This window comes from Psychrobacillus mangrovi, assembly GCF_037104765.1.
GTDB lineage: Bacteria > Bacillota > Bacilli > Bacillales_A > Planococcaceae > Psychrobacillus > Psychrobacillus mangrovi.
In genome coordinates, this window is sequence record NZ_JBAWSY010000001.1 from 424,002 (window position 1) to 445,118 (window position 21,117).

Below are 21,117 nucleotides of genomic sequence, written 5' to 3' on the forward strand. Positions count from 1 at the left end.
TTGATAATTGAAATTTCAGTCTTTTTAGTGTAAATCTTTATTTTATTAAGTCCAAATCCACTTCATAGTCTCCCTTATGCAAATTTAACTCTAGCAATCCCTTTTTATTATTATAGTAAGCAGTGTCATACCCGTGTTCCTCCTCACCATTTATCTTAATTTTTTTAGGCTTTGGAGTTTTTATCACCACTTGTGTAAAAGTTTTAAGTTCTATTTCAAAATTGATCCCTGATCTTTTTAAAGAACCTGAAATATTTATATTTGCATTCGATTTAATAAAAGCCTCTTCCTCTATCATAATCAAGCATCCATTTGTTAGTGCGAACGTACAAGGAGTTTTCTCACCGTTGAAAAATGATAGCCAGCCTTGTTCACCAAGAATAGATAGCTTCCTGTCTTTAGTTATTTGATGAGCACTTTCTCTTGCCTCGTTTATTAAAATAAAATATATAATATCCATGCTTTTGTGGTTAATTTGTATTTCAAAAAATGGCTCATTACTATTTAATATATATGACATTTCATTGTTTAAAATTTCAGGAGCAAGAATAGTAATTAGGTACTGCGACTTTTCATTCTCAGTTAGTGCCACTTTAAGATATGAGCCATACTCTTCCGCTCCTTTGTATCGCTCAATAGTCTTCGTAGTTTTTTGGGGATAGCAAATATATAGAGAAGCAGAGACCACTTCACCTCTAAACTCGATAAAGTTTTGTTCTAATTTTTCTCCTGGTATCAATTTCTTTTCATTAGCATACATACTTGAAGTAGTATGATATAGAAAACTTGGTATATTTTCTTCATTTTTTTTCATTACTTTATCGACAAGAATATAAAAGCTTTTGTCGATGTGAAATATTTTTCTTTCCCATTTTAATATACTTTCGTCATAAGCATTAGTCGCGTCACCGATAACGTAGGTGAAATTCTGAGAAGTATACCAATTTATAAATTTACTTTTCCCCATCTTCGATTGGCCTACCCCGTCAACTAGCATGCTATTATGCCCAACAGTTCCAATAGTAAAATCTCGTCTAGAACCTTCCACATAATCCTGATATCCTGGATTCGTAATCAGCCATTCCCCTGCAACATGTAATACAAAATTGTTCTGATCAAAATGGTTATGATCCTTAGCTGACTGGCTAGAATTAAATGCTAAGAAATGATCTTTATCCTTCCATCCACTTCGAAGAGAAGCCCATCCTATTCGAAAAAATACATTTGAGTATTTATTTCTATAATAAGATTCCGGTTCAAGCGGTTCAGTTATGTTGTTCGAATGGATCAATGTATCCAATTGATTATTTGAGAACTTATTTAAGTACCAGCTGGCTATACGATTTTGAGTTTTCGAAGCTAAAATCGCCATAGTAAATGAAATATCTAGATTGTAAAAAGAATCCGAAAAGTTCACAAAACTAGACTTTCCACCTGTTCCAAGCATATAAACAAAAACATTCGGGAGAAAGTTAAAATATGAGTGATTCAATAATGTACTATCTCCAGTTGAACGATGCAAAATATCTGCAGCCATTAGAATATGTCTTGCAGCTACGTTTAAATACAGCAACCCTTCAATATCAGGATCTTCCATACTCTTGTCTAGATAATTACTTAGATAGTTATAGGAATTTAATAAAAAGGGCTCTATATCGTCTTTATTAACTCTTTCATAAATGGAAAGTGAACCAATTAACATTGCAACTTGCTTGGAAGCAATAATGTTATGGCTATCATGATTGTTAAAATCTATTTTGAATGGTTGTAAGCCTTTATTCAAAATAGCTTCCCTGATGATTATTTTCTCAGCTTCGGAGAGGAAGCTATAGATTGCATCATATCCGATCGCTGCTCCTATAGTAAAGTGAGCATTACTTAAATTCCCCTCTGCTCCTCGATGCGGAAATTCAAACCATCTCTCAAACGAAGATAGCGCAATAAGAAACTCCTTCACCTTTTCCGCAAATCGTTTCTCACTAGTCATTCCAAAGGCAAACGATAATATCTTGATCCTATCCTCAACAGCTCTTGAATACATTGTCCAAAATGGGTAATCAGTATAACCAAGTGGATCTCCAATAGGCTCTAGTTGTTTTAATGGCAAAGTAATATCCAATTCTACCGAACAACTCGGATAAGACACATTAAACTTTTCCTCGATCACATATGATTCCGCCGTTTTTAAAGTGTCTTTCCATACTTGGCCAAATTCGCTCTGTTTTAGCCTCGATTTAATTTCATCGATTTCAAATTCATTAAATAAAATTCTTGGATTCGATTTTATATTCTTAAGGGAACGGTCTAATAACATCAAAACTATTACACCCCTCATATTTAACAAAGTTTTACTTATTATAGGATATCTACCTTCGAATTCTGTTCAATTTCTTGCTTTTGATTTATCATAGTTTCAATCCTCTTACACGTATCCTCAGCTTTTTCCATGTTAGCCCAAAAGAATTGCATCTCACGTTCAACTAATTCTGATTCCTTAATCGTCAAATTAAGATCCCTAATCGTTTGTACAGACTTCATCACTTCTTTAAAAGCATTATATTTTTCAGGATGTATCCCTGGTTGTAGTAAATTATTATCTTCAGCAACAAAACGCAGCATCGGAATTGTACAACCATTTTGCTTAATTAGTGTTTGGGCTTCCGTACTAACCATAAAGCTTACGAACGCCTGAGCTGCTTCCTTTATATTACTCGTAGCACTAATACCTAATGCACCACCCAATAGCAGTGATGAAGACGTAGTATTTTTAGGTGGGGGAAGAACATCCCACTTAATCTTGTGATCTCTAAATTCGTTCATGAAGTAATAGGTAGTTAAAATCATAGCAGCCCCTTCTCTCATAAAAAGGTTTTCCGCTAACTCATTACTTCCATGAGAGAAAATGGGAGATACTTGATGTTTATACATTAAATCTCCACAGAAATTCAGTGCTTCAATGTTTTCATCGCTATTCATGATGGACTTAGAACCATTCTCATTCATAAACTTGCCATTATTTTGCAAAAGAAATACAGGCCAGCGATTTGTAGAAGAAGAAAAACAAAAACCATATTCATTAATAAAGCTATTTTCATTAAATCCTTTAGTTGTTCGGCTAGCAAGTTCAAGTAAGTCTTGCCAATTTTCCATCTTGAAATTTTTGGGAATACCTGCTTCCTCAAACATTCGACTATTGTAACAAATCATAACCGGAGAAAAAACAAACGGTGTAACAGGTACTGTTTGCTCATATGAAAACATTTCAAATACCTTTTGATAACTATCTTTTTCAGGATCTATATGATCAGGTAGAAATGGCTCAAGGATATTCAAACGATTTGTTTCCATCAGTTCCCGAAAGTGGTAATCAGAAACTATAAATACATCTGGCCCGTCTTCATGTTTTAAAGATTGGGTCAAATTATATACATATTGACTATTAGGAAGTATTCGAAGATTTACTTTTGTAAATGGGTTAAGCTGTTCAAAACGCTTGATAATTTGTCTAATAATCTCAATTTCATAAGAATTTGAAAACCAACCAAGTGTTATAGTTTGCTTTTGAGTTTCATTTGGAATAGTTACTCTATTACCTTTACCTGGTATTTTTTCAATAAGACCTTCTTCGACGAGCTCAGCCAAAGCCTTTCTAATAGAAACTCTACTTAATTCATATACTTTACTTAATGTATTTTCAGGGAGAATAAATTCCCCAGGTTTAATTTTGCCTGAAATTATCTCCTCTTTAACCGCGCGGATAAATTTACTATAGCGATTTTCAAATTCACTTTTACGTTTAAGCAACGCTTACAACTCCTTCAGATTGATTGCCCAAATTTAATTGAAGATGGTTTGTTTTGCAAAGATAATCGTTATCTTTTTCACAACCAATAGTCAAGAAATGAATAAGCAATTTTGCGGATTTCCTCTGGAAAGTCATGTCCAGAGTTTCCTAATAAATATTTTAATTTTTCTCCATCTCCCATCCATTCGTATAGAGAATTTAATTCAACAAGACCTTCCACTCCCGGCTTCCAATGCGGAAATATTTTATCGTTTTGACCCATCCATAAAAAAAAGGGAGTTGGTGCAACAAGACTAGCAATTTCGTGAAATTCAAAAGGTACTTTTCCCTCATTTATGTAATCACTGATTTTTGGAATGTGAGAGAACCATTCTCTCCTCCCCCAACGATGTATCTCAGGATCTTGAGCAAATTGCGAAAATCCACAACTGCAAACAACCGCTTTAATTCTTTTATCGATTCCCGCTAAGAAATAGCTATTATACCCCCCTAAAGAGTGGCCAATAGCACCTATTCTATTTTTTTCAACTATATTTAACTCTTCTAAAAAACTTACACCTTGTTGATGGTCAACAATCATTTTAGCTACGGCAGACCATTCTGGATGACTATGATAAAAAGAAGCGGTTTGAAAAGGCTTATCGGCTTTCAATATCCTTTCTCCCGCAGTAATTGTATCAGGTGCCAGAACAACATAACCCTTTTTAGCAAGCTCTAGCCCATATTGTCTATTTTCTCTTCCAGTCGAAGTACTAATATCATCCTTGCCATTATCACTTGTAGGATGCAGGGCAATTACAGCCGGGAACTTCATTTCGTTACTACTATTAGAATATAGTAAACTTGTGACATCACTCTCTATAATTAACTCCCTAGCATTCTCCGATTTCGGAATTAAGAGATTTGCGGGTACCCAATCATTTTTAACAGAGGAATAACAAATCTTAATATGATAATAGTCTGAGTGAACCTCCCAATCGATCAACTTCAATGTAGGTGTAACTAAAGGCGGGAGTCCACCTATACATGACAACCACTTATTTAGAATTGCATTTCTTTTTTTGTTCCAATCATTCACTTCGTTTATGTTCTGAAGTAAAGGTGGAGCTCCCTCTTGTTCCAATGATTTTAATGAATACATGGTCTTAGTCCTCCATTACTTCCTTCAAATATTCATCTTCCCCTGTGTAAATACTACAGAGGTGACTTCCGCTGCCATAAAAAATTCTATCGTTATTTAAAACAACCCCACTACTAGCTTTCGAAGGGAGGGGCCTAACTACTTCTGGTTCAATACATTTTTCTTTATTTATCTCAATTTTAAGTAATGTTTTACTTAAGAGACAAAAAAGTGAATTAGTTGTCATATCATATACAAAACCATTTCGCACCGTTTCCCCCCAGCGAGATAAATCTTTTCTGTAAAGGATTTTTTGGTTATAAGGATTACATACAAAATAAATACTCTGATCCGTTAGACAATGTGCACGGTCAAACTGGTCAACAAAAACCATTGAAATTTCTTTTGCTCCTTCTAAAGGAACAAATCTTTTGCGAACCATTTTAGATTTCCAATCTAAAATATATAAGCATCCTTCTTTTTCTTTTGATTGGGCTCCACCTGGTGTCTCTATACTAGTTCCACCAAGAATATCTCCAGTGGTCAATTCTGCTAGACTGACTGTACTATGGTAAGCCACAACTTTTTCATGTGCCAACACGAGGTTTTTCTCAGATTCTATATGATAGATTCCAAGTCCGCCACCGACCATTCCATATCCAGGGAAACCTCCCCAAATCATATGCTTTTGATCTCTTAAAGTGATGGCACAGCGAGGTCGATGAATTTTCTCTTCTTCAATGACTAACTTAGGATTCTCTTTATTACTAAGTGACTTTGTTGTATCAAAAACATAAAGCTTACCTCCTGCATATGCAACTCCAATTAGCAAATTACTATTTGAAGCATATGCACATATATTTCCCCCTCCACCTTTCTCAATTACTCTTCCACCAAAGTTGGTACTCTTTGTGGTAATAAAATTAAATCGGAAAAAATGCAGAGGATGCATAGAAGTACCATATAAATGTCCATCTGGGCCAATACATATTGTAGATAATACTGCTCCATCCGAAGTGTATTTAAATGAAATAGTTTTTGAAATTCCAGTTTTTTTCTTCACAATTTCGATAATACCTTCAGCTAAACTATATGATATGACTTGATAGTCTGCTTCCTGATACCGGTGTATCTTTTTAAACCCAGTTCCATAGAAAAAAGATGGAGATATCTCTTTAAAATCTAAATGTTGAAAATCGCCGTTTGAAAATGTCATCCAGGAAGTAGAGTAATTCACATCCCTTAAATCAGTAGCTTCCATATGTCCATATACTTTACTATCTTCACCTAAGTAGACATATCCGGTACCTTTTTGCCTTTGAGAATCAGGGACTAGGTTTTTCTTAAATCCTGTTTCAAGATGAAAAGCAACTAGGTTTTTATTTTCGGTTCCAATACCTATATACGCCCAACCAGTTTGGTCTATCGCTAAGCTTCCAGCATATTTTTCTGAAGGATCCATAGAACCATAATCAATGATATCTTTTGAAATGGGTTTATAACAAAGTAAATGACAATGTGGATAGGTAGTGAAATAAATATTACCTTCCATATCATCCGCAAAGCTAAATCCGATTATTTCTTCCCCGTTTTCAATCACTTCATAATAAATAAAACTCTCTTCAAAAGGATCCAAAACCATGAACATTTTCCCTGCGCCTATATAAAATAACCCATTGCTACTAAATGAGGAAAAAGGATACTCGAAGTTTTTTTCTGGAAAAAATATTTGTTTCGAATTTCCGTTTTCAAGATTTATTACAATTACGAATCCTTTTGCGGCAATTACGAATCTTGCATCCCTCGCTGAATTTATACAAAATGCAGCGCTTCTTTCTTCCTCTGCAGCAACAGGGACACCATAGTCGATAAAAGGAGTAATATCTTTATGCATCATGGCTCTCCTTTCTAAGTGCTAATCTCTCACATTTTCACAAAGAATAATAGGTAGCAACTTTATTTATAGCGGTTATCATGTCATCAATATCTTGATTTGTATAAAACTCATTTAGATTCAAACGAATAGCAGTTTGTAGAATATGCTCAGCGTTTGGACAGCTACCAATTGAATAATCATAGTTACCTTGATCGAATGGAAATTGACTATTTAGATATGCTTGTTTTTTTTGAAATAAAGGCTGGGCATATAAAACTTTTGGAATATAACCAGGCTGGTTGGGAACCCCTTCAGCATTTAAAGCTTCGGAAAATTCATCTCTCGAGCATGATAACTGTTGAGTCTCTAAAGTCAGCATGTAAAACCAATAACTGCACCAGCCACCCTTTGTGATTTTCATTGGATTAATACCCTTTGTAGAAGTTAAACCTTTATTCAACTTTTCACCTAACTCGTTTCGTCTCGAACAAATCCAGTTAAGTTTTTTTAGCTGAGCAATTCCCACAGCTCCTTGTAACTCTGTCATACGATAATTCGGCGCTAAGTATTCTAAATCCTTCAAAACTTCACTGTCTTCTCTTCTGTAATTTTTATCGGCAAAAGCGTGAGTAGTAAAATAATCTTCTTGGTCACCTGAATTTACCGTAACTATTCCACCGTCCCCAGTAGAAATATGTTTGAAGTCATTTGTACTAAAGCATCCATAATCACCAATAGTCCCCGTTAAACGTCCTTTATATTTCGTAAGATAGCTTTGGGCACAGTCCTCAATTACCTTAAGATTATATTTTTTTGCCAACTCCATAATTGGATCCATTTCGCAAGGATTTCCTGCTAAATGAACTATAATTATCGCTTTTGTTCTTGGTGTTATTTTTTCTTCAATTGCTTCTGCGGTCATCGTATAGCTGTGAGGATCTAAGTCAGCAAATACAGGTATAGCATTTTGATATAGAATACCAATTACAGTCCCTTGATCAGTAATAGGACTAGTTATCACCTCATCACCCACTGAAACTCCAGCTGCCCCGATAGCAACATGAAGTGCAGCAGTTCCTGAAGATGTAGCAACACTATATTTGATCCCATACAGATTATTAAAATCATTCAAAAATTTTTTTACCTTTTCTCCAAAATGATAAAATAGTGTGTTTTGCTCGAGAGCTTCTAATAATTCTTTTGCTTCATCTTGGCCAAATCGATTACCAGTACCAAATGGAGTTGTTTTCACTTTCGGTCCACCATACAAAGCAAGCATGTTTTCTCCCATTATAAGTCCCCCATATTAGGCTTCTTCAAGGACATTAGATGAATTAAAGATCTGTTTACATTTGAAACCAAATCTCGTTACCGTCTCTCCCTGATTAATATCTAAGTTTTTATCCTCTTCAAAAGGAACAAGTAAAACAAAGTCATTACGTCCAACTAGACCAGTTATTTCAATTTGGCCTGATCCACTAATGCCTGTTATCGATAACTTCCTACGTTCCCTTTCCCAGTCATTGATTTGCCGACTGGTCCAAAACGTAAATCCCTGACTCTTGGCAGAAGTTATTAATTGAAGAAGTGCTTCTCGTACTTTTGGCTGATTATAAATATGAAACTGATGAAAAAGAAAATGAGCTACTCCATTTACACTTTTTACTCCATCTAAAAATGGTTGAATAACACTAGAATCGGATAATGTATTGTGATTTAAATCTTGCGTCAAGAAACCAATCTCTAATACATCGTATAAACGATTTTTTTCATCCGCTAACGCTATTGGAAAATAAGGGTGACAGGTACCAAATAAGAAACCAATATTACCTTTCTTACTTGGTCCTCTTGTTTGATCTACTTGTATACCATTTTTTTCACACCAAGAATATAATTCTCCCCAACCTTCAAAACGTGTATAGTGATTTTTATTTGAAATAATATCTTCTGTACTTGTAGAATTTTTAATCCACTCTAATTGTGATTTAAATGCTTCCTCAGACCAAACTCCATTTTCCTGTTCCAGGGCATTATAATGGAAAGCAATTTCATGTCCATCACTTTTAATTTGTTCATAGATCAAGGAGTCGTATCCCGGTGCAATCATACACCAAGTAGTTTGAACATTTTCTGATTTTAATGTATCCAATGTAATTTGTGCCGATTCATCCACATTCAAGTCACTATCATGAGATATCGTAGCGATATACTTTACATCAGTTGGCCAGAAATCTACAAACGGAAGAGTCAAACCTTTTTCAATAACACATTTAAAAAGGTGTTCTACAATTACTTCTTTCCACAGGTCAGCATACGGATACGGGAAATATGGCATCCCGGTTTCTGTGTAAGTTCGGTCTTTATCCCAATCTAACTCAAAACCATCTTCCGCCTTTAAAATATTTTCATCTAAGTTTGCAGAACCATCCGGAGCTGGTATTCCATCCTTATTAACAGGTTGTGTACCTTGTTGTAGATAAACGATTGACTTGGGAATAGCAACTGTCCAACGATCTAATACCCCCTTCCCGTGATTGATCCGTTGCAAAGCAGATAATCGCTTACCTTCTATTTTTTCATTTAAGAAGCCAATGTCAGTTACTTTTGAAGAATTATTTTCACTTTCCCAAGGTTCAGCATGGAGAAATCGCAATGGTACGTTTTGATTGAAGAAGCATGCTAAATTTGCATATCCCTTTTCAAGGACTTCTGTCTTAGCAAAACCTAATATCTCTCTTGCGTTTTCCAATCCTGCATAAGAAATTATTGTTCCACCTGAATGCACGTATTCTAATATTTTTTTAGCGACTTCAACGCCTCCACTACACTGCAACACTATTAAAACATCAAATGTATTAAAATCTTCTAAAATACCAACCTTTTCATATGGAATTCTAAAGCGATCAATAATTTCAAATAAATAATTTTCAAAAAGGTTCTCACCTGTCGACCACTTTAATTCCGCTTCATATTCGTCAAAAAGAATGCCTAGTTTTGCCATTTTCATATTATCATCACCTCTCAAACCTTTAAATATATGTAAGATACATGTATTTAAATTTTCTTAATATAGTGTTTAAATATAATCAACCTTTTTACAATCATTATGAACAATTCATGTTTAAATTAAATACAGATCTAATACATGTATATTACATGTCTATATCAAATCTTAAATTAAATTAACAGAAAAATCAATATTTTTTAACATTTAAAATAAATATTTTCTAAGTTATTTAATAATATGGAGAAATCAAATGAATACAATTTAAAAATGACCTATTCGCAGTTGCGAATAGGTCATTTTTCTAAAACTTCGAACCACTATCTCCGTATTCTTGTAGTAATTCTTCAAAACTTTTATTCTTTTCTTTTTGCTTTTTCTCAAATGCAAGTTGCGCTTGTTTTTCTTCTTCTTTTTCTTGTTCTGCTGCCACTAATTGTTTCTTTGTTTCTTTTAGTTTAGCAAGCACGTCAGAGGAAAGTTGATCGAAAAGACCATTTCCTTCATCCTTTTTTTCAACCTGTTTAACTGGTTGTCTTTGTTTTTTCTTTGCCAAATGAATCACCTTCTTTTATTATCGCTTAATAATAGTAGCTACACCCTGTCCTCCACCGATACAAAGTGTCGCTAATCCAGTTTTTGAGTCCTTTTTCTCCATTTCATGAAGTAAAGAAACAAAAATTCTTGCTCCACTTGCTCCGATTGGATGTCCTAAAGCAATAGCACCACCATTTACGTTTAGTTTATCATGATCAAATGAAAGCTCTCTATCTACTGCAATTGACTGTGCAGCAAAGGCTTCATTTGCTTCAATTAAATCAATATCTGCCAGTGAAAGGTTTGATTTTTTCAAGACTTTTTTCACTGCTTCCACTGGTCCAATACCCATAACACTTGGATCCACCCCAGCAGATGCATTTGCAACAATAGTAGCTAATGGTTTTATACCCAATTCATCTGCTTTCGCTTTTGACATAACAACTACCGCTGCTGCACCGTCGTTAATTCCAGAAGCATTTCCTGCTGTTACCGATCCATCCTTTTTAAAAGCAGGTCGTAATGAACTTAATTTTTCTTGAGTGGACCCTTTTTTCGGATATTCATCCGTATCAAATATAATTGGATCCCCTTTACGCTGAGGAATTTCTACTGGAACAATCTCCTCCACAAATTTCCCCTCTTCAATTGCTTTTGCTGCACGAGCTTGAGAACGAGCAGAAAATGAATCTTGCTCTTCTCTAGTAATATTAAATTGGTCACAAAGATTTTCCGCTGTTATTCCCATATGATAATCGTTAAAAGCACACCACAAACCATCAGAGATCATGCTATCCACCACTTTTTGATCACCCATACGAAAACCATCTCTAGCATTTTTTAATAAATAAGGAGCTTGGCTCATATTTTCCATTCCACCTGCTACAATGATGTCAGCATCTCCTGCAATAATAGCTTGAGAAGCTAGATGGATTGCTTTAAGGCCTGAACCACATACTTTATTTATTGTTAAAGCTGAAACAGCTACTGGTAATCCTGCTTGAATAGACGCTTGTCTAGCTGGATTTTGTCCTAAGCCTGCTTGTAGAACATTCCCCATAATAACTTCATCTACAGCATCCTTTGCTAGTCCAGCTTTTTCTAATGCTTTCTCAATAACAATAGCCCCTAATTTTGTTGCTGGTACATCTTTTAACGCCCCTTGAAAAGATCCTATTGCAGTTCTTACTGCACTTACAATAACCACTTCATTTGTCACAGTCAAACTCCTCCTCTTATTCCCCTAAAATAATATTTGCTTGTTTAACCATCCATTCCTTACAATATAGATGGAGGGATGATTATGTTCAGTTTACCAAAAAAAGTGACAATTATCGAGGTTGGACCGAGAGATGGACTACAAAATGAGAAAAATGAAGTACCAACTGAAGTAAAATTAGATTTTATCGGGAAACTTCAAAAAGCAGGGGTTAAAGAAATGGAGCTAACTTCATTTGTATCACCAAAATGGGTTCCACAAATGAAAGATGCAAAAGACATAGTAAATAGTACCCCTAAAGTTGGAAGGCAATTTGTTTTAACACCAAATGAAAAAGGAATAGAGCTCGCTAAACAAGCAGGCGCAAAGAGTTTCGCTGTATTTGTCGGGGTATCAAATACATTTAATAAAAAAAATATCAACAAAACAACTGAAGAGAGTATGATCGGACTTAAACCTCTCGTGGAGCTTCTTGTAAGTGAGGATCATTTTGTACGTGCATGCATCTCTACTGCTTTTTATTGTCCCTATGAAGGATTGATTGATCCAAATAAAACTATCGAATTATGTAGACAATTTGTTTCTTGGGGAGTAAATGAATTAAGTGTTGCAGACACTATAGGTATGGCTAATCCAAAAGAAAGTTATGTACTATTTGAACGACTAAAAAGGGAATTCCCCGAAACACTTATCACTGCTCATTTCCATGATACACGGAAAATGGGCTTAGCTAATATCTTTGCAGCACTACAAGCAGGAGTTGATCGTTATGATAGTTCAGCTGGTGGATTAGGCGGATGCCCATTTGCGCCTGGTGCAACAGGTAATGTAGCAACTGAGGATGTCGTGAATATGCTACATCAAATGGATATTGAAACGGATATTAATCTTGATTTATTAATTGAAGCTGTTGATTCAGTTGCTCCTTTTGTGTCTAGACCAATTGAGACCGGTATGTATAAACTAGTTAAAAGCAAATAGGGGTTGGTGCAATGAAAAAACGAGTAATATTATGGACGAGTTTGTTGACAAGCATTCTAACGGCAACTACCACGGTTTTTGGTTACTTTGTCACAAATAAATTAATGTATATGAAGAAAAAAGAAGATGACTTTATATTAAATAGGGAGATTACATCTAAACGATTAGACGAAGCTTGGTTTCGTGCTGTGAATAAAACAGAAAGGTGGATCGAATCGATTAATGGATACTCGCTAAAAGCTATTTTCGTGGGGCCTCTTCAAACAAATAATTACGTTATCATTTGTCATGGAGTTACAGAAAACAAAATTAATTCCCTTCGTTTTGTACGTATGTTTGAACGATTAGGGTTTAACAGTGTTGTTTATGATCATCGAAGACACGGTGACTCTGGAGGAAAAACAACCAGCTTTGGATTTTATGAAAAGATTGATTTACAATCCATTGTAGAAGCAGTAAGAGAACGTGTGGGTGAAAATGCCATCATTGGTATACATGGAGAGTCTATGGGGGCAGCGACTATGCTACTATATGCAGGATCCATATTAGATGATGCTGATTTTTATATTTCCGATTGTTCATTTTCAAATTTTGAAGAGCAGGTTCTTCATATAATGCGGCAAACTACCCCTCTTCGCTCCAGTTTAGCAATACGCTTTGCTAACTTATTTTTGAAGATACGAGATGGATATACTTTAAATCTTGTCTCTCCTATTGATGTGGTAGATCACATAGAGAAACCGGTGTTGTTTATTCATAGTTTACAGGATGATTTTATTCTTCCGGGAATGACAGAAGAATTGTTTAAAAAGAAAAAAGGACCAAAATCGTTAAAGTTGTTTGATGTGGGAGCTCATGCAAAATCTTTTAATGAAAATAGTGAGGAATATGAACAAATTGTAGCGGATTTTTTACAACATAATAATTTACTGAACAAATAAAAAGCACTCAACGGAGTGCTTTTATTTGTTTTGCATTTTATTCATTTGATTCATCATTTGTTTCACTTGTTTCTCAGAAGGCTTACGACCCATTTGTGCCATCATCATACGAAGCATTTGTTCATTGATAGGTGGATTTTCTTTTAAATATTTCATCATATATTGACGTGCAGCATAAAAGCCGATTGCAGCTCCAGCGATTAAGGCAACGATTACAATAATAATCCAAATCCAATCTTGCATACTTTCTCCTCCTTTACGTTCTTGTCTACGTGTACAAGACACCACAGAAAATTATACTATAGATTCTTTATCCAGACTATAAAAATTCAAAAAAAGAAATACATAGGAAACAAAATCTCTATTTGTGAGAATGAAGTAGGAAATAAGTTAGCTCTTCCAAGATAAAAAGCAATTCGAATACTTTACAATGCAAGTATTCGAATCGCTTTAAAGTACCTCTTACTTTTCAAGCAAGTTCTTCATTTTGGCAACAACGTTTTCTACCGAGAAACCATATTCTTTCATTACGATTTCACCCGGTGCGCTCGCACCAAATTTATCAATTGCAATAACATCTCCTTCAAATCCAACATATCGATGCCAGCCAAGGGATGCTCCCATTTCAATAGCAAGGCGTTTAGTTAAATGTGAAGGTAGTACAGATTTTTTATATTCACTATCCTGTTGTTCGAATAAGTCCCAAGATGGCATAGATACAACTGAAACTTGAATACCCAATTTTGCAAGAGCTTCTTGTGCTTCTACAGCAAGGCTAACTTCTGACCCAGTAGCAAGTAAAATTGCTTCTGCTTGGTCATTTGGAGAAATTACATAAGCACCTCTTGAAACACCCTCATTTGCTTTCTCCACAGAACCTTTAAGTGTTGGTAGGTTTTGTCTTGAAAGAACAAGAATTGTTGGTTTGTTTTTAGAAGATACCGCAAGCTTCCATGCTTCTTTCGTTTCATTTGCATCTGCTGGACGAATGACAGATAATCCTGGCATTGCTCTTAAAGAAGCTAAATGTTCAACTGGCTCATGCGTCGGACCATCTTCCCCCACAGCAATACTGTCGTGTGTGAACACATATGTTACTGGAAGTCCCATTAGAGCAGATAATCTAATCGCAGGTCTTACATAATCACTGAACACAAAGAATGTACCACCAAATACATGTAACCCACCATGTAACGCCATACCATTTAAAGCAGCACCCATTGCAAATTCACGAACACCAAACCAAATGTTCTTACCTTCGTAATTTAACGAAGAAAAATCTCCTGCATTCTTAATAGTAGTTTTATTCGAACCTGCTAAGTCTGCGCTTCCACCAAAGAATGATGGTAGATTTTGAGCTATTGCATTAATTGCATCACCTGATGCTGAACGAGTTGCATGAGATGTCCCTTCTTCGTACACCTTCATAGCTTCATCATAGTTTTCCGGTAATTCACCTTTAATAGCACGCTTTAATGTAACTGCAAGCTCAGGAAATTCATTTGAATAAGCATTTAACTTTTCAATCCAAGCTTCTTCTTGTTCCACACCTAAACGGTTAGAAGCTTCTTTAAATGTTTCATATACTTCTTCAGGCACATGAAAGTCTGCCTCAAAAGACCATTTATAAGAAGCTTTCGCCAATAATGTCTCGTCTTTTCCTAGTGGCATACCATGAGCATCAGATTTACCCGCTCTATTCGGTGAACCAAATCCTATTACTGTTTTAACTTCAATAATAGTAGGCTTATCATTTTGAGCCTTTGCTTTTTCAATCGCTGAAGAAATTTCTTCAATATCATTTCCATCTTTCACCAGAATATAATTCCAGCCGTATGATTCGAATCGTTTTTCTACTTTTTCTGAGAATGATTTATTCAAATCTCCATCTAAAGAAATATCGTTACTATCGTATAGAACAATTAATTTACTTAATTGCAAATGACCGGCAAGTGAAATTGCTTCCGCTGCTACGCCTTCCATTAAATCTCCATCTCCACAAAGAGCAAAGGTGTAATGATCAACAACTTCATGACTTGGGCGATTATAAGTCCCAGCTAAATGAGCTTCTGCCATTGCCATTCCAACAGCCATTCCAATGCCTTGTCCAAGAGGACCTGTTGTAGCTTCTACTCCTGCCGTGTGACCAAACTCTGGATGTCCTGGAGTTTTAGAATTCCACTGTCTAAAGTTTTTAATCTCTTCCATAGGAAGATCATATCCACCAAGATGAAGTAAACTATATAGAAGCATAGAACCATGACCTGCAGATAAAACAAAACGATCACGATTGAACCAATTAGGATTATTTGGGTTATGTCGTAAATGCTTTGTCCAAAGTGTGTAAGCCATTGGTGCAGCTCCCATTGGTAAACCTGGATGACCAGAATTTGCTTTATCTATTGCATCAATTGATAAAGTACGTATGGTATTAATTGCAAGTAAATCTGATTGAAGTGACATATTTGACATCCTCTCGAGCTAATTTTTTCTATATCTATAGTTTAGACAACAATCTCGGCATTATCAATGGTTTCTTATTGATTGATTAATTCAGAAATTTCCCTTTTTTAGCTTGTTGCACTTTTACTGGTGTCACATCATTACCTGCAGGATCCACAATTTTCACACTTTCAATAGTATCTCTCATTGTTGCACGAAATGTCTCTAAATATTCTTTTCTTAATGAACTTTGTTCTTTAGCTTCCTCTAAAGATAATCCAGAAGACTTCGATTTTCTCGATAATTCGCTAATTCTTGCAAGTTTTTCTTTACTAAGCATAACACTCACCCTTTATATTTTATTCTTATATAAAGGTAAGGAAAAAACACACAGAGTGCAAGCCTTTAACCTCCGTGTGTTTTAGTAAATTCAATATAACGTCTATGTACAGTGGCTTTACTTATCTCAAAACCCAAACCTTTTAACGTGGCAGCAATTTCCTCGAAAGTTAAGCCAGCATTACGTAATCTTACTATTTCATCAACGGGAACTTCAATTCTTTCCCTACCTTCTTGATTTCCTCGCATTTTTAAATTCTTTTCGGGCCGGAAACCTTGAGACACTGCCCGCTTCATTCCGCGCTTAATTTTAGCGTTATGCAATTTCCGTTGATATTCTTCGACTAAAGCCAAAATTTCTAAAAGCATAGAGTCCATTTCGTTTAAATTTAATACACCTTTATCTTGAAGAGTAAAAACTGAGGTATTTGTTTTTTGAAGAAGATGTAAAACTGCCATCCTTCCATTACCACGACCAATCCGTGTTTCGTCTTGAACGAAAACAGCTTTTATTGCTTCTTCTTTAATATAGGATAATAAATCAAGCAATCCATCTCTTTCTATGTCGTAACCACTATGCTGATCTTTAAATATTTTTGCAATCTCGTACCCTTGGGCACCTGCAAAGTTGGTTAGCTCTTCTTCTTGTCTTACTAGAGACGATTCTTGTGTTTCTTTTTCTGTACTTACTCTACAATATATAACTGCTTTCATTGACTATCCCCTGCTAACTCTGTTGAATTCTCAAAATTAAACTGCTCCTTTTCGCTCGGAATTATTAAAACATCACCAGCTTTTATATGTGCAGTATATAAATTGTTTATTTTCATTACTTCATTAATCCATGCATCTCTTGATTTTTCTGTTTTAAATTTATCAGCAAGTGCCCACAATGAATCACCTGGTTCTACTGTTATTTTATATTCTTCTTCAGCTACTTGAGAGTTTATTATAACAATTGATAAAATGAAAGTTAGGCTTAATCCAAAGAATAAAGTAAGAAAATAATTTTTTGCTAATAATTTCATGAGTATAACCCCTTTTACAGAATGTTTGTTCGGTATGTATGTTCTTATAATAATGCGAACGCATGTTTTTGTCAACATCTTTTAGAACCTATGTTTGCATTTCATATTATAGGCTGATATACTATAAATAAGAAAAAAACTCTTATAAAATAAAAAGAGGTGAATGTATTGAAGAAAGCATCTAAACGACAAGAAGATATATTAGCATTTATAAAAGATGAAGTGCGAAAAAAAGGATATCCACCTTCTGTACGTGAAATAGGTGAAGCGGTGGGACTAGCATCTAGCTCTACTGTACATGGTCATTTAGCAAGATTAGAAAGCAAAGGATTAATAAGAAGAGATCCTACTAAACCTCGTGCCATCGAGATTCTAGATAGTACAAGTTCAACTATAGAAAAACAGGGTGTTGTTCATGTACCTTTAGTTGGTAAAGTTACTGCTGGACTTCCAATTACAGCTATTGAAAATGTGGAAGAATTCTTCCCCCTTCCTGAAACATTTGGTACTTCTGATGATCACTTGTTTATGTTAGAAATTATGGGTGACAGTATGATTGAAGCGGGTATATTAAATGGAGATTATGTTGTAGTTAAACAGCAACAATACGCTAATAACGGTGAAATTGTAGTTGCAATGACAGAAGAAGATGAAGCAACTGTAAAACGATTTTTTAAGGAAAAATCCTATTTTCGATTACAACCCGAAAACTCTTCAATGGATCCAATCATCGTTAACTCAGTAACTATTCTTGGTAAAGTTGTAGGTGTTTATCGACATATTCAATAGATTCATGGTTGACTTGACAGATAGAGTTATAATCCGTATGATTACGTAGAGCCGATATCATATCTAAACAAAAAGTGGACATTTTTGTTTAGATCATCGAAAAAACTCCTTGACCTTTTGGTCGAGGGGTTTTTGTTATTATTTTATTACCAAGAGTATAAGTTTGGAATCTAATTCTATTAATATGTGTTTGTCTATAGATTTATTCAAGAAAAGGTTAAACCTAAAGGAGAAATAATTCGTAAAATGGGAAAACCAACGAATATTTTCTGTTAAATACTACTCTATTTACAAGGGTACTCCACAAAACTAAACTACTTAGCTAGAGAATGATCTTGTTAAACATTATTACTTTTATCTAGTAAATCTATTCTCCTCTCAAGTTCTTCTATTTTTTTACCTAATCTATTAAGTATATAATGTCTCGTATTATTTAATACATGAGCAATCGTTATTGTATTTCAGTTACCATCCATGCTCCTCACACTAGTTACTTTCCCTACTAAAAAGCTCTGACTATTTGACTTCGAGAAGGACTAAATCGCGAAGTAATATTCCTTCACAAGGTCTAATAAACATTATTTCCCTCCTTTATATTTATTAAGTTCAGCACTCTAAGCATCATTCTTTAATAAGAATTGCAATAAAATTGAATAGCCTTTTAAAGTACTTTTTATATTCCCTAAATTTAGACATAAAAAATAGTCTCACTCTAATAAGAGTGAGACTATATCTGACAATCTTTTATGAGAAAATTGAAGGGAGATCACATATGTTTCTCTGTATTTATATACCTCAAAACTAAAGAGAATAAACCGAAAGTTTTTCCAAATGATAATAAAAAAAAATAAAAGGAATAAAATTAAGAAAATAGGGTATTTTTTATATAACTCATATTTCACTTAATACCTAACTCTAAGATTTCTTGTTTTTTAAGTAAAGAAGCTTGGTGGGAGGTGAATAATTGAATAGAGTCTATGGTATTAAAAGCTTAGTAGAGTATCTTGATTCAGTAAATTTTCCATTGTCTGAATCAAAAATTGACGATTTAATAATAAAAAAAGAGATACCACATCAAAAACCTCTTTCCACTATGATTGTTTTTAATCTTGAACATATTGATTGGTGGATTGAAGAACAGCGATTAAAACCATAGTACTATGCGCCCTACATTACGTAGGGCACCTATTATTAATAATCACTATTTCTTTTTCCCTAAAATTAGTTCATAATTAAAGTATTAAAGAAGTTTTAAAGGAGAAATGACCTATGATATTCATCAAGAATGAACTAAATTATTTATTAGAGGACTATAGAAATTGTGAAAATCCTTCTATTAAAGAACAAATTCTAGAAGATATCAATCTATTAAATGAGGCTTTGGCTATTTTACAACTACAAGAACAAGAATCCTATAATATACATCAGTAATTACTCAAAAAAATTTATAATATTATTTAGAGTTATTAAGAACACTCAGGCCAGTCAATAAAGTTTTGGCATCTTCATTTAAGTAATACTCAATATCTTTTCTTACTAGCAGTTCTGGGTTATTTTTAACAGATAATTTCAATCCTCTTATATCAAACTTTGTTGCATAAGAATTTATGGAATAGATTACATTCATCTCTTTACGGCTTAAAGAGTTTATAACAGATTGTGTATTGTTTTTTAGTATTTCAAACAATAATCTAGCATTACTCCGTAAAAGATGTCTATTTTCACTAATCAATTCTATATTATTTTCCATATAACTTCTAGCTGAAATCAAATCCAGCGTATCATACTTTCATTTATTTTTTTTATTAAATCTTTTATATCCATTTAACACCTCTAACTTCCTCTATTTATACTATTTAAATATCGGTTTAGACAATTCAATATTAATAGGCGAAATAACTTCTTTATTTTTTTATATAATAAAAAAGAGCCCCAAAATCAGAGCTCTTATGCTAAATTATTTATGTTTTCTCATAGCTTGTTCTATCGTAGAATGAGTATCTATATTTGAAAAGTCTATGCCTAGTTGTACAGTTGTTTGAGCTATACTTGGACGCACCCCTGAAAGACTAGATGTTACTCCAATCAACTTTAATGCATCAATCATATGAAATAATTGCTGTGCAACCATTGTATCCACAACAGGAACACCGGATAAATCAATATACAAATGACGAATTTGGAAATCCGCACATTGCTTTAATACTTGTTCTAGCATCACCTTTGCTCTGTTCGTATCAATCTCACCTACTAACGGCAAAACTGCTGTCTTATTTATTAACTCAATAATGGGTGCACTTAATTCTATTATCATTTCTTGATGAGCAATTAATCGAATTTCTGTCTGTTTTATGAATTCATTACTAAACTTAAGTATGACTCCGTTAATGGTTTCAATTATTGCACTGTGACACGCAAATATTTGTTTAATAGTAAGTTCTTCTGGATACATTTCGACGAATTCTTCTATTAATTCTAAGTATAAATATTGTTGACGAAAGAATTCCCCTACTATCTCAGTTAACGGTGTTTTCTGATGACCTTCATCTGCTACTATTGATTCCACAAAATCATCAAAAATTTCTAAAAATGTTTCATTTGGCTCATTAAACAAATGAACAAATTTTTCTTGGAATCTATGATTTTGATGTTTTAGCTTATCTATTTCTTCTTGTTCTAAAGTACTATAAATTCCTATTTGATCTTTATTAAGTGTTGCGTACCAACGTTCAGTTATTAACCAAGTTCTTTCGCTTAGAAAGTCATATAGTAATTTATTGCGAATCATTCGTGATCCTCCTACTTTATTATTGCTATATACTCAAGTATAACAAATACCATTGATTTTGATATATTTTAAAAAAATAATGATTTTCACATACTTTCCTTGTTTAATAGCTCACAAACACTATATGAGTTTCTTCGAAAATCTCAGATTGCTTTCTCCATTCAGTTCAACATATATCGGAATCGATAAATCATCCCGTGCTAAGTATTATGATGTTCTAGAAATCACCAAGGCAGCTTAAAAGTAAT

Annotated in this window: 20 protein-coding genes; 5 read left to right on the top strand and 15 right to left on the bottom strand. The window is 34.2% G+C overall.

Annotated elements, in window-relative coordinates; all coding sequences use genetic code 11:
• Positions 1 to 37: 37 nt before the first annotated feature.
• The 8 genes from WAX74_RS02145 to WAX74_RS02180 form a co-directional block, all read right to left on the bottom strand.
• A complete protein-coding gene (locus WAX74_RS02145; RefSeq protein WP_336496203.1) occupies positions 38 to 2,314 on the bottom strand; it encodes a heparinase II/III domain-containing protein in 2,277 nt (758 codons plus the stop codon).
• A 41-nt stretch (positions 2,315 to 2,355) separates the two neighbouring features.
• Positions 2,356 to 3,804, bottom strand: a complete 1,449-nt coding sequence (locus WAX74_RS02150) for an extracellular solute-binding protein (protein ID WP_336496005.1) — start codon at positions 3,802 to 3,804, stop codon at positions 2,356 to 2,358.
• Between the two features lie 77 nt (positions 3,805 to 3,881).
• A complete protein-coding gene (locus WAX74_RS02155; RefSeq protein ID WP_336496006.1) occupies positions 3,882 to 4,946 on the bottom strand; it encodes a dienelactone hydrolase family protein in 1,065 nt (354 codons plus the stop codon).
• A gap of 4 nt (positions 4,947 to 4,950) precedes the next feature.
• Positions 4,951 to 6,822, bottom strand: a complete 1,872-nt coding sequence (locus WAX74_RS02160) for a ligand-binding sensor domain-containing protein (RefSeq protein WP_336496007.1) — start codon at positions 6,820 to 6,822, stop codon at positions 4,951 to 4,953.
• A 34-nt stretch (positions 6,823 to 6,856) separates the two neighbouring features.
• Complete coding sequence (locus tag WAX74_RS02165) at positions 6,857 to 8,092, bottom strand: DegT/DnrJ/EryC1/StrS family aminotransferase (RefSeq protein ID WP_336496008.1); 1,236 nt, start codon at positions 8,090 to 8,092, stop codon at positions 6,857 to 6,859.
• 15 nt (positions 8,093 to 8,107) lie between these two features.
• A complete protein-coding gene (locus tag WAX74_RS02170) occupies positions 8,108 to 9,808 on the bottom strand; it encodes a polysaccharide deacetylase family protein (RefSeq protein WP_336496009.1) in 1,701 nt (566 codons plus the stop codon).
• A gap of 301 nt (positions 9,809 to 10,109) precedes the next feature.
• Positions 10,110 to 10,361, bottom strand: coding sequence for a YqkE family protein (locus WAX74_RS02175; protein ID WP_336496010.1), 252 nt, complete (start codon positions 10,359 to 10,361; stop codon positions 10,110 to 10,112).
• An 18-nt stretch (positions 10,362 to 10,379) separates the two neighbouring features.
• Complete coding sequence (locus WAX74_RS02180) at positions 10,380 to 11,561, bottom strand: acetyl-CoA C-acetyltransferase (protein ID WP_336496011.1); 1,182 nt, start codon at positions 11,559 to 11,561, stop codon at positions 10,380 to 10,382.
• A gap of 84 nt (positions 11,562 to 11,645) precedes the next feature.
• Here WAX74_RS02180 and WAX74_RS02185 point away from each other — a divergent pair, with 84 nt between their 5' ends.
• Both WAX74_RS02185 and WAX74_RS02190 read left to right on the top strand, forming a co-directional pair.
• Positions 11,646 to 12,542: a hydroxymethylglutaryl-CoA lyase gene (locus WAX74_RS02185; protein ID WP_336496012.1), complete on the top strand. Its 897-nt coding sequence runs from the start codon at positions 11,646 to 11,648 to the stop codon at positions 12,540 to 12,542.
• A gap of 11 nt (positions 12,543 to 12,553) precedes the next feature.
• On the top strand, positions 12,554 to 13,483 hold the full coding sequence (locus WAX74_RS02190) for an alpha/beta hydrolase (protein WP_336496013.1): 930 nt from the start codon (positions 12,554 to 12,556) through the stop codon (positions 13,481 to 13,483).
• Between the two features lie 21 nt (positions 13,484 to 13,504).
• On the opposite strand, the gene WAX74_RS02195 is transcribed toward WAX74_RS02190, so the two are convergent.
• The 5 genes from WAX74_RS02195 to yneA form a co-directional block, all read right to left on the bottom strand.
• Complete coding sequence (locus tag WAX74_RS02195) at positions 13,505 to 13,726, bottom strand: YneF family protein (RefSeq protein WP_336496014.1); 222 nt, start codon at positions 13,724 to 13,726, stop codon at positions 13,505 to 13,507.
• Between the two features lie 219 nt (positions 13,727 to 13,945).
• Positions 13,946 to 15,946 carry a transketolase gene (gene tkt, locus WAX74_RS02200; RefSeq protein ID WP_336496015.1) on the bottom strand — a complete coding sequence of 667 codons (2,001 nt, stop codon included), beginning with the start codon at positions 15,944 to 15,946 and terminating at the stop codon, positions 13,946 to 13,948.
• A gap of 85 nt (positions 15,947 to 16,031) precedes the next feature.
• Complete coding sequence (locus WAX74_RS02205) at positions 16,032 to 16,265, bottom strand: DUF896 domain-containing protein (protein WP_336496016.1); 234 nt, start codon at positions 16,263 to 16,265, stop codon at positions 16,032 to 16,034.
• A 65-nt stretch (positions 16,266 to 16,330) separates the two neighbouring features.
• On the bottom strand, positions 16,331 to 16,978 hold the full coding sequence (locus tag WAX74_RS02210) for a YneB family resolvase-like protein (RefSeq protein WP_336496017.1): 648 nt from the start codon (positions 16,976 to 16,978) through the stop codon (positions 16,331 to 16,333).
• Positions 16,975 to 17,292 carry a cell division suppressor protein YneA gene (yneA, locus tag WAX74_RS02215; protein ID WP_336496018.1) on the bottom strand — a complete coding sequence of 106 codons (318 nt, stop codon included), beginning with the start codon at positions 17,290 to 17,292 and terminating at the stop codon, positions 16,975 to 16,977. The genes WAX74_RS02210 and yneA overlap by 4 nt, the downstream gene beginning before the upstream one ends.
• 168 nt (positions 17,293 to 17,460) lie before the next feature.
• Between yneA and lexA the strand changes: the two genes are divergently transcribed.
• The 3 genes from lexA (at position 17,461) to WAX74_RS02230 (ending at position 19,512) form a co-directional block, all read left to right on the top strand.
• Complete coding sequence (gene lexA, locus WAX74_RS02220; RefSeq protein WP_336496019.1) at positions 17,461 to 18,081, top strand: transcriptional repressor LexA; 621 nt, start codon at positions 17,461 to 17,463, stop codon at positions 18,079 to 18,081.
• A 964-nt stretch (positions 18,082 to 19,045) separates the two neighbouring features.
• On the top strand, positions 19,046 to 19,237 hold the full coding sequence (locus WAX74_RS02225; RefSeq protein ID WP_336496020.1) for a hypothetical protein: 192 nt from the start codon (positions 19,046 to 19,048) through the stop codon (positions 19,235 to 19,237).
• A gap of 113 nt (positions 19,238 to 19,350) precedes the next feature.
• Positions 19,351 to 19,512 carry a hypothetical protein gene (locus tag WAX74_RS02230; protein WP_336496021.1) on the top strand — a complete coding sequence of 54 codons (162 nt, stop codon included), beginning with the start codon at positions 19,351 to 19,353 and terminating at the stop codon, positions 19,510 to 19,512.
• Between the two features lie 22 nt (positions 19,513 to 19,534).
• Here WAX74_RS02230 and WAX74_RS02235 read toward each other — a convergent pair whose 3' ends face one another.
• Both WAX74_RS02235 and WAX74_RS02240 read right to left on the bottom strand, forming a co-directional pair.
• Positions 19,535 to 19,831 (bottom strand): hypothetical protein, encoded by a 297-nt coding sequence (locus tag WAX74_RS02235; RefSeq protein WP_336496022.1) that lies wholly within the window; start codon positions 19,829 to 19,831, stop codon positions 19,535 to 19,537.
• 207 nt (positions 19,832 to 20,038) lie between these two features.
• Positions 20,039 to 20,869 carry an STAS domain-containing protein gene (locus tag WAX74_RS02240; RefSeq protein WP_336496023.1) on the bottom strand — a complete coding sequence of 277 codons (831 nt, stop codon included), beginning with the start codon at positions 20,867 to 20,869 and terminating at the stop codon, positions 20,039 to 20,041.
• Positions 20,870 to 21,117: the final 248 nt, after the last annotated feature.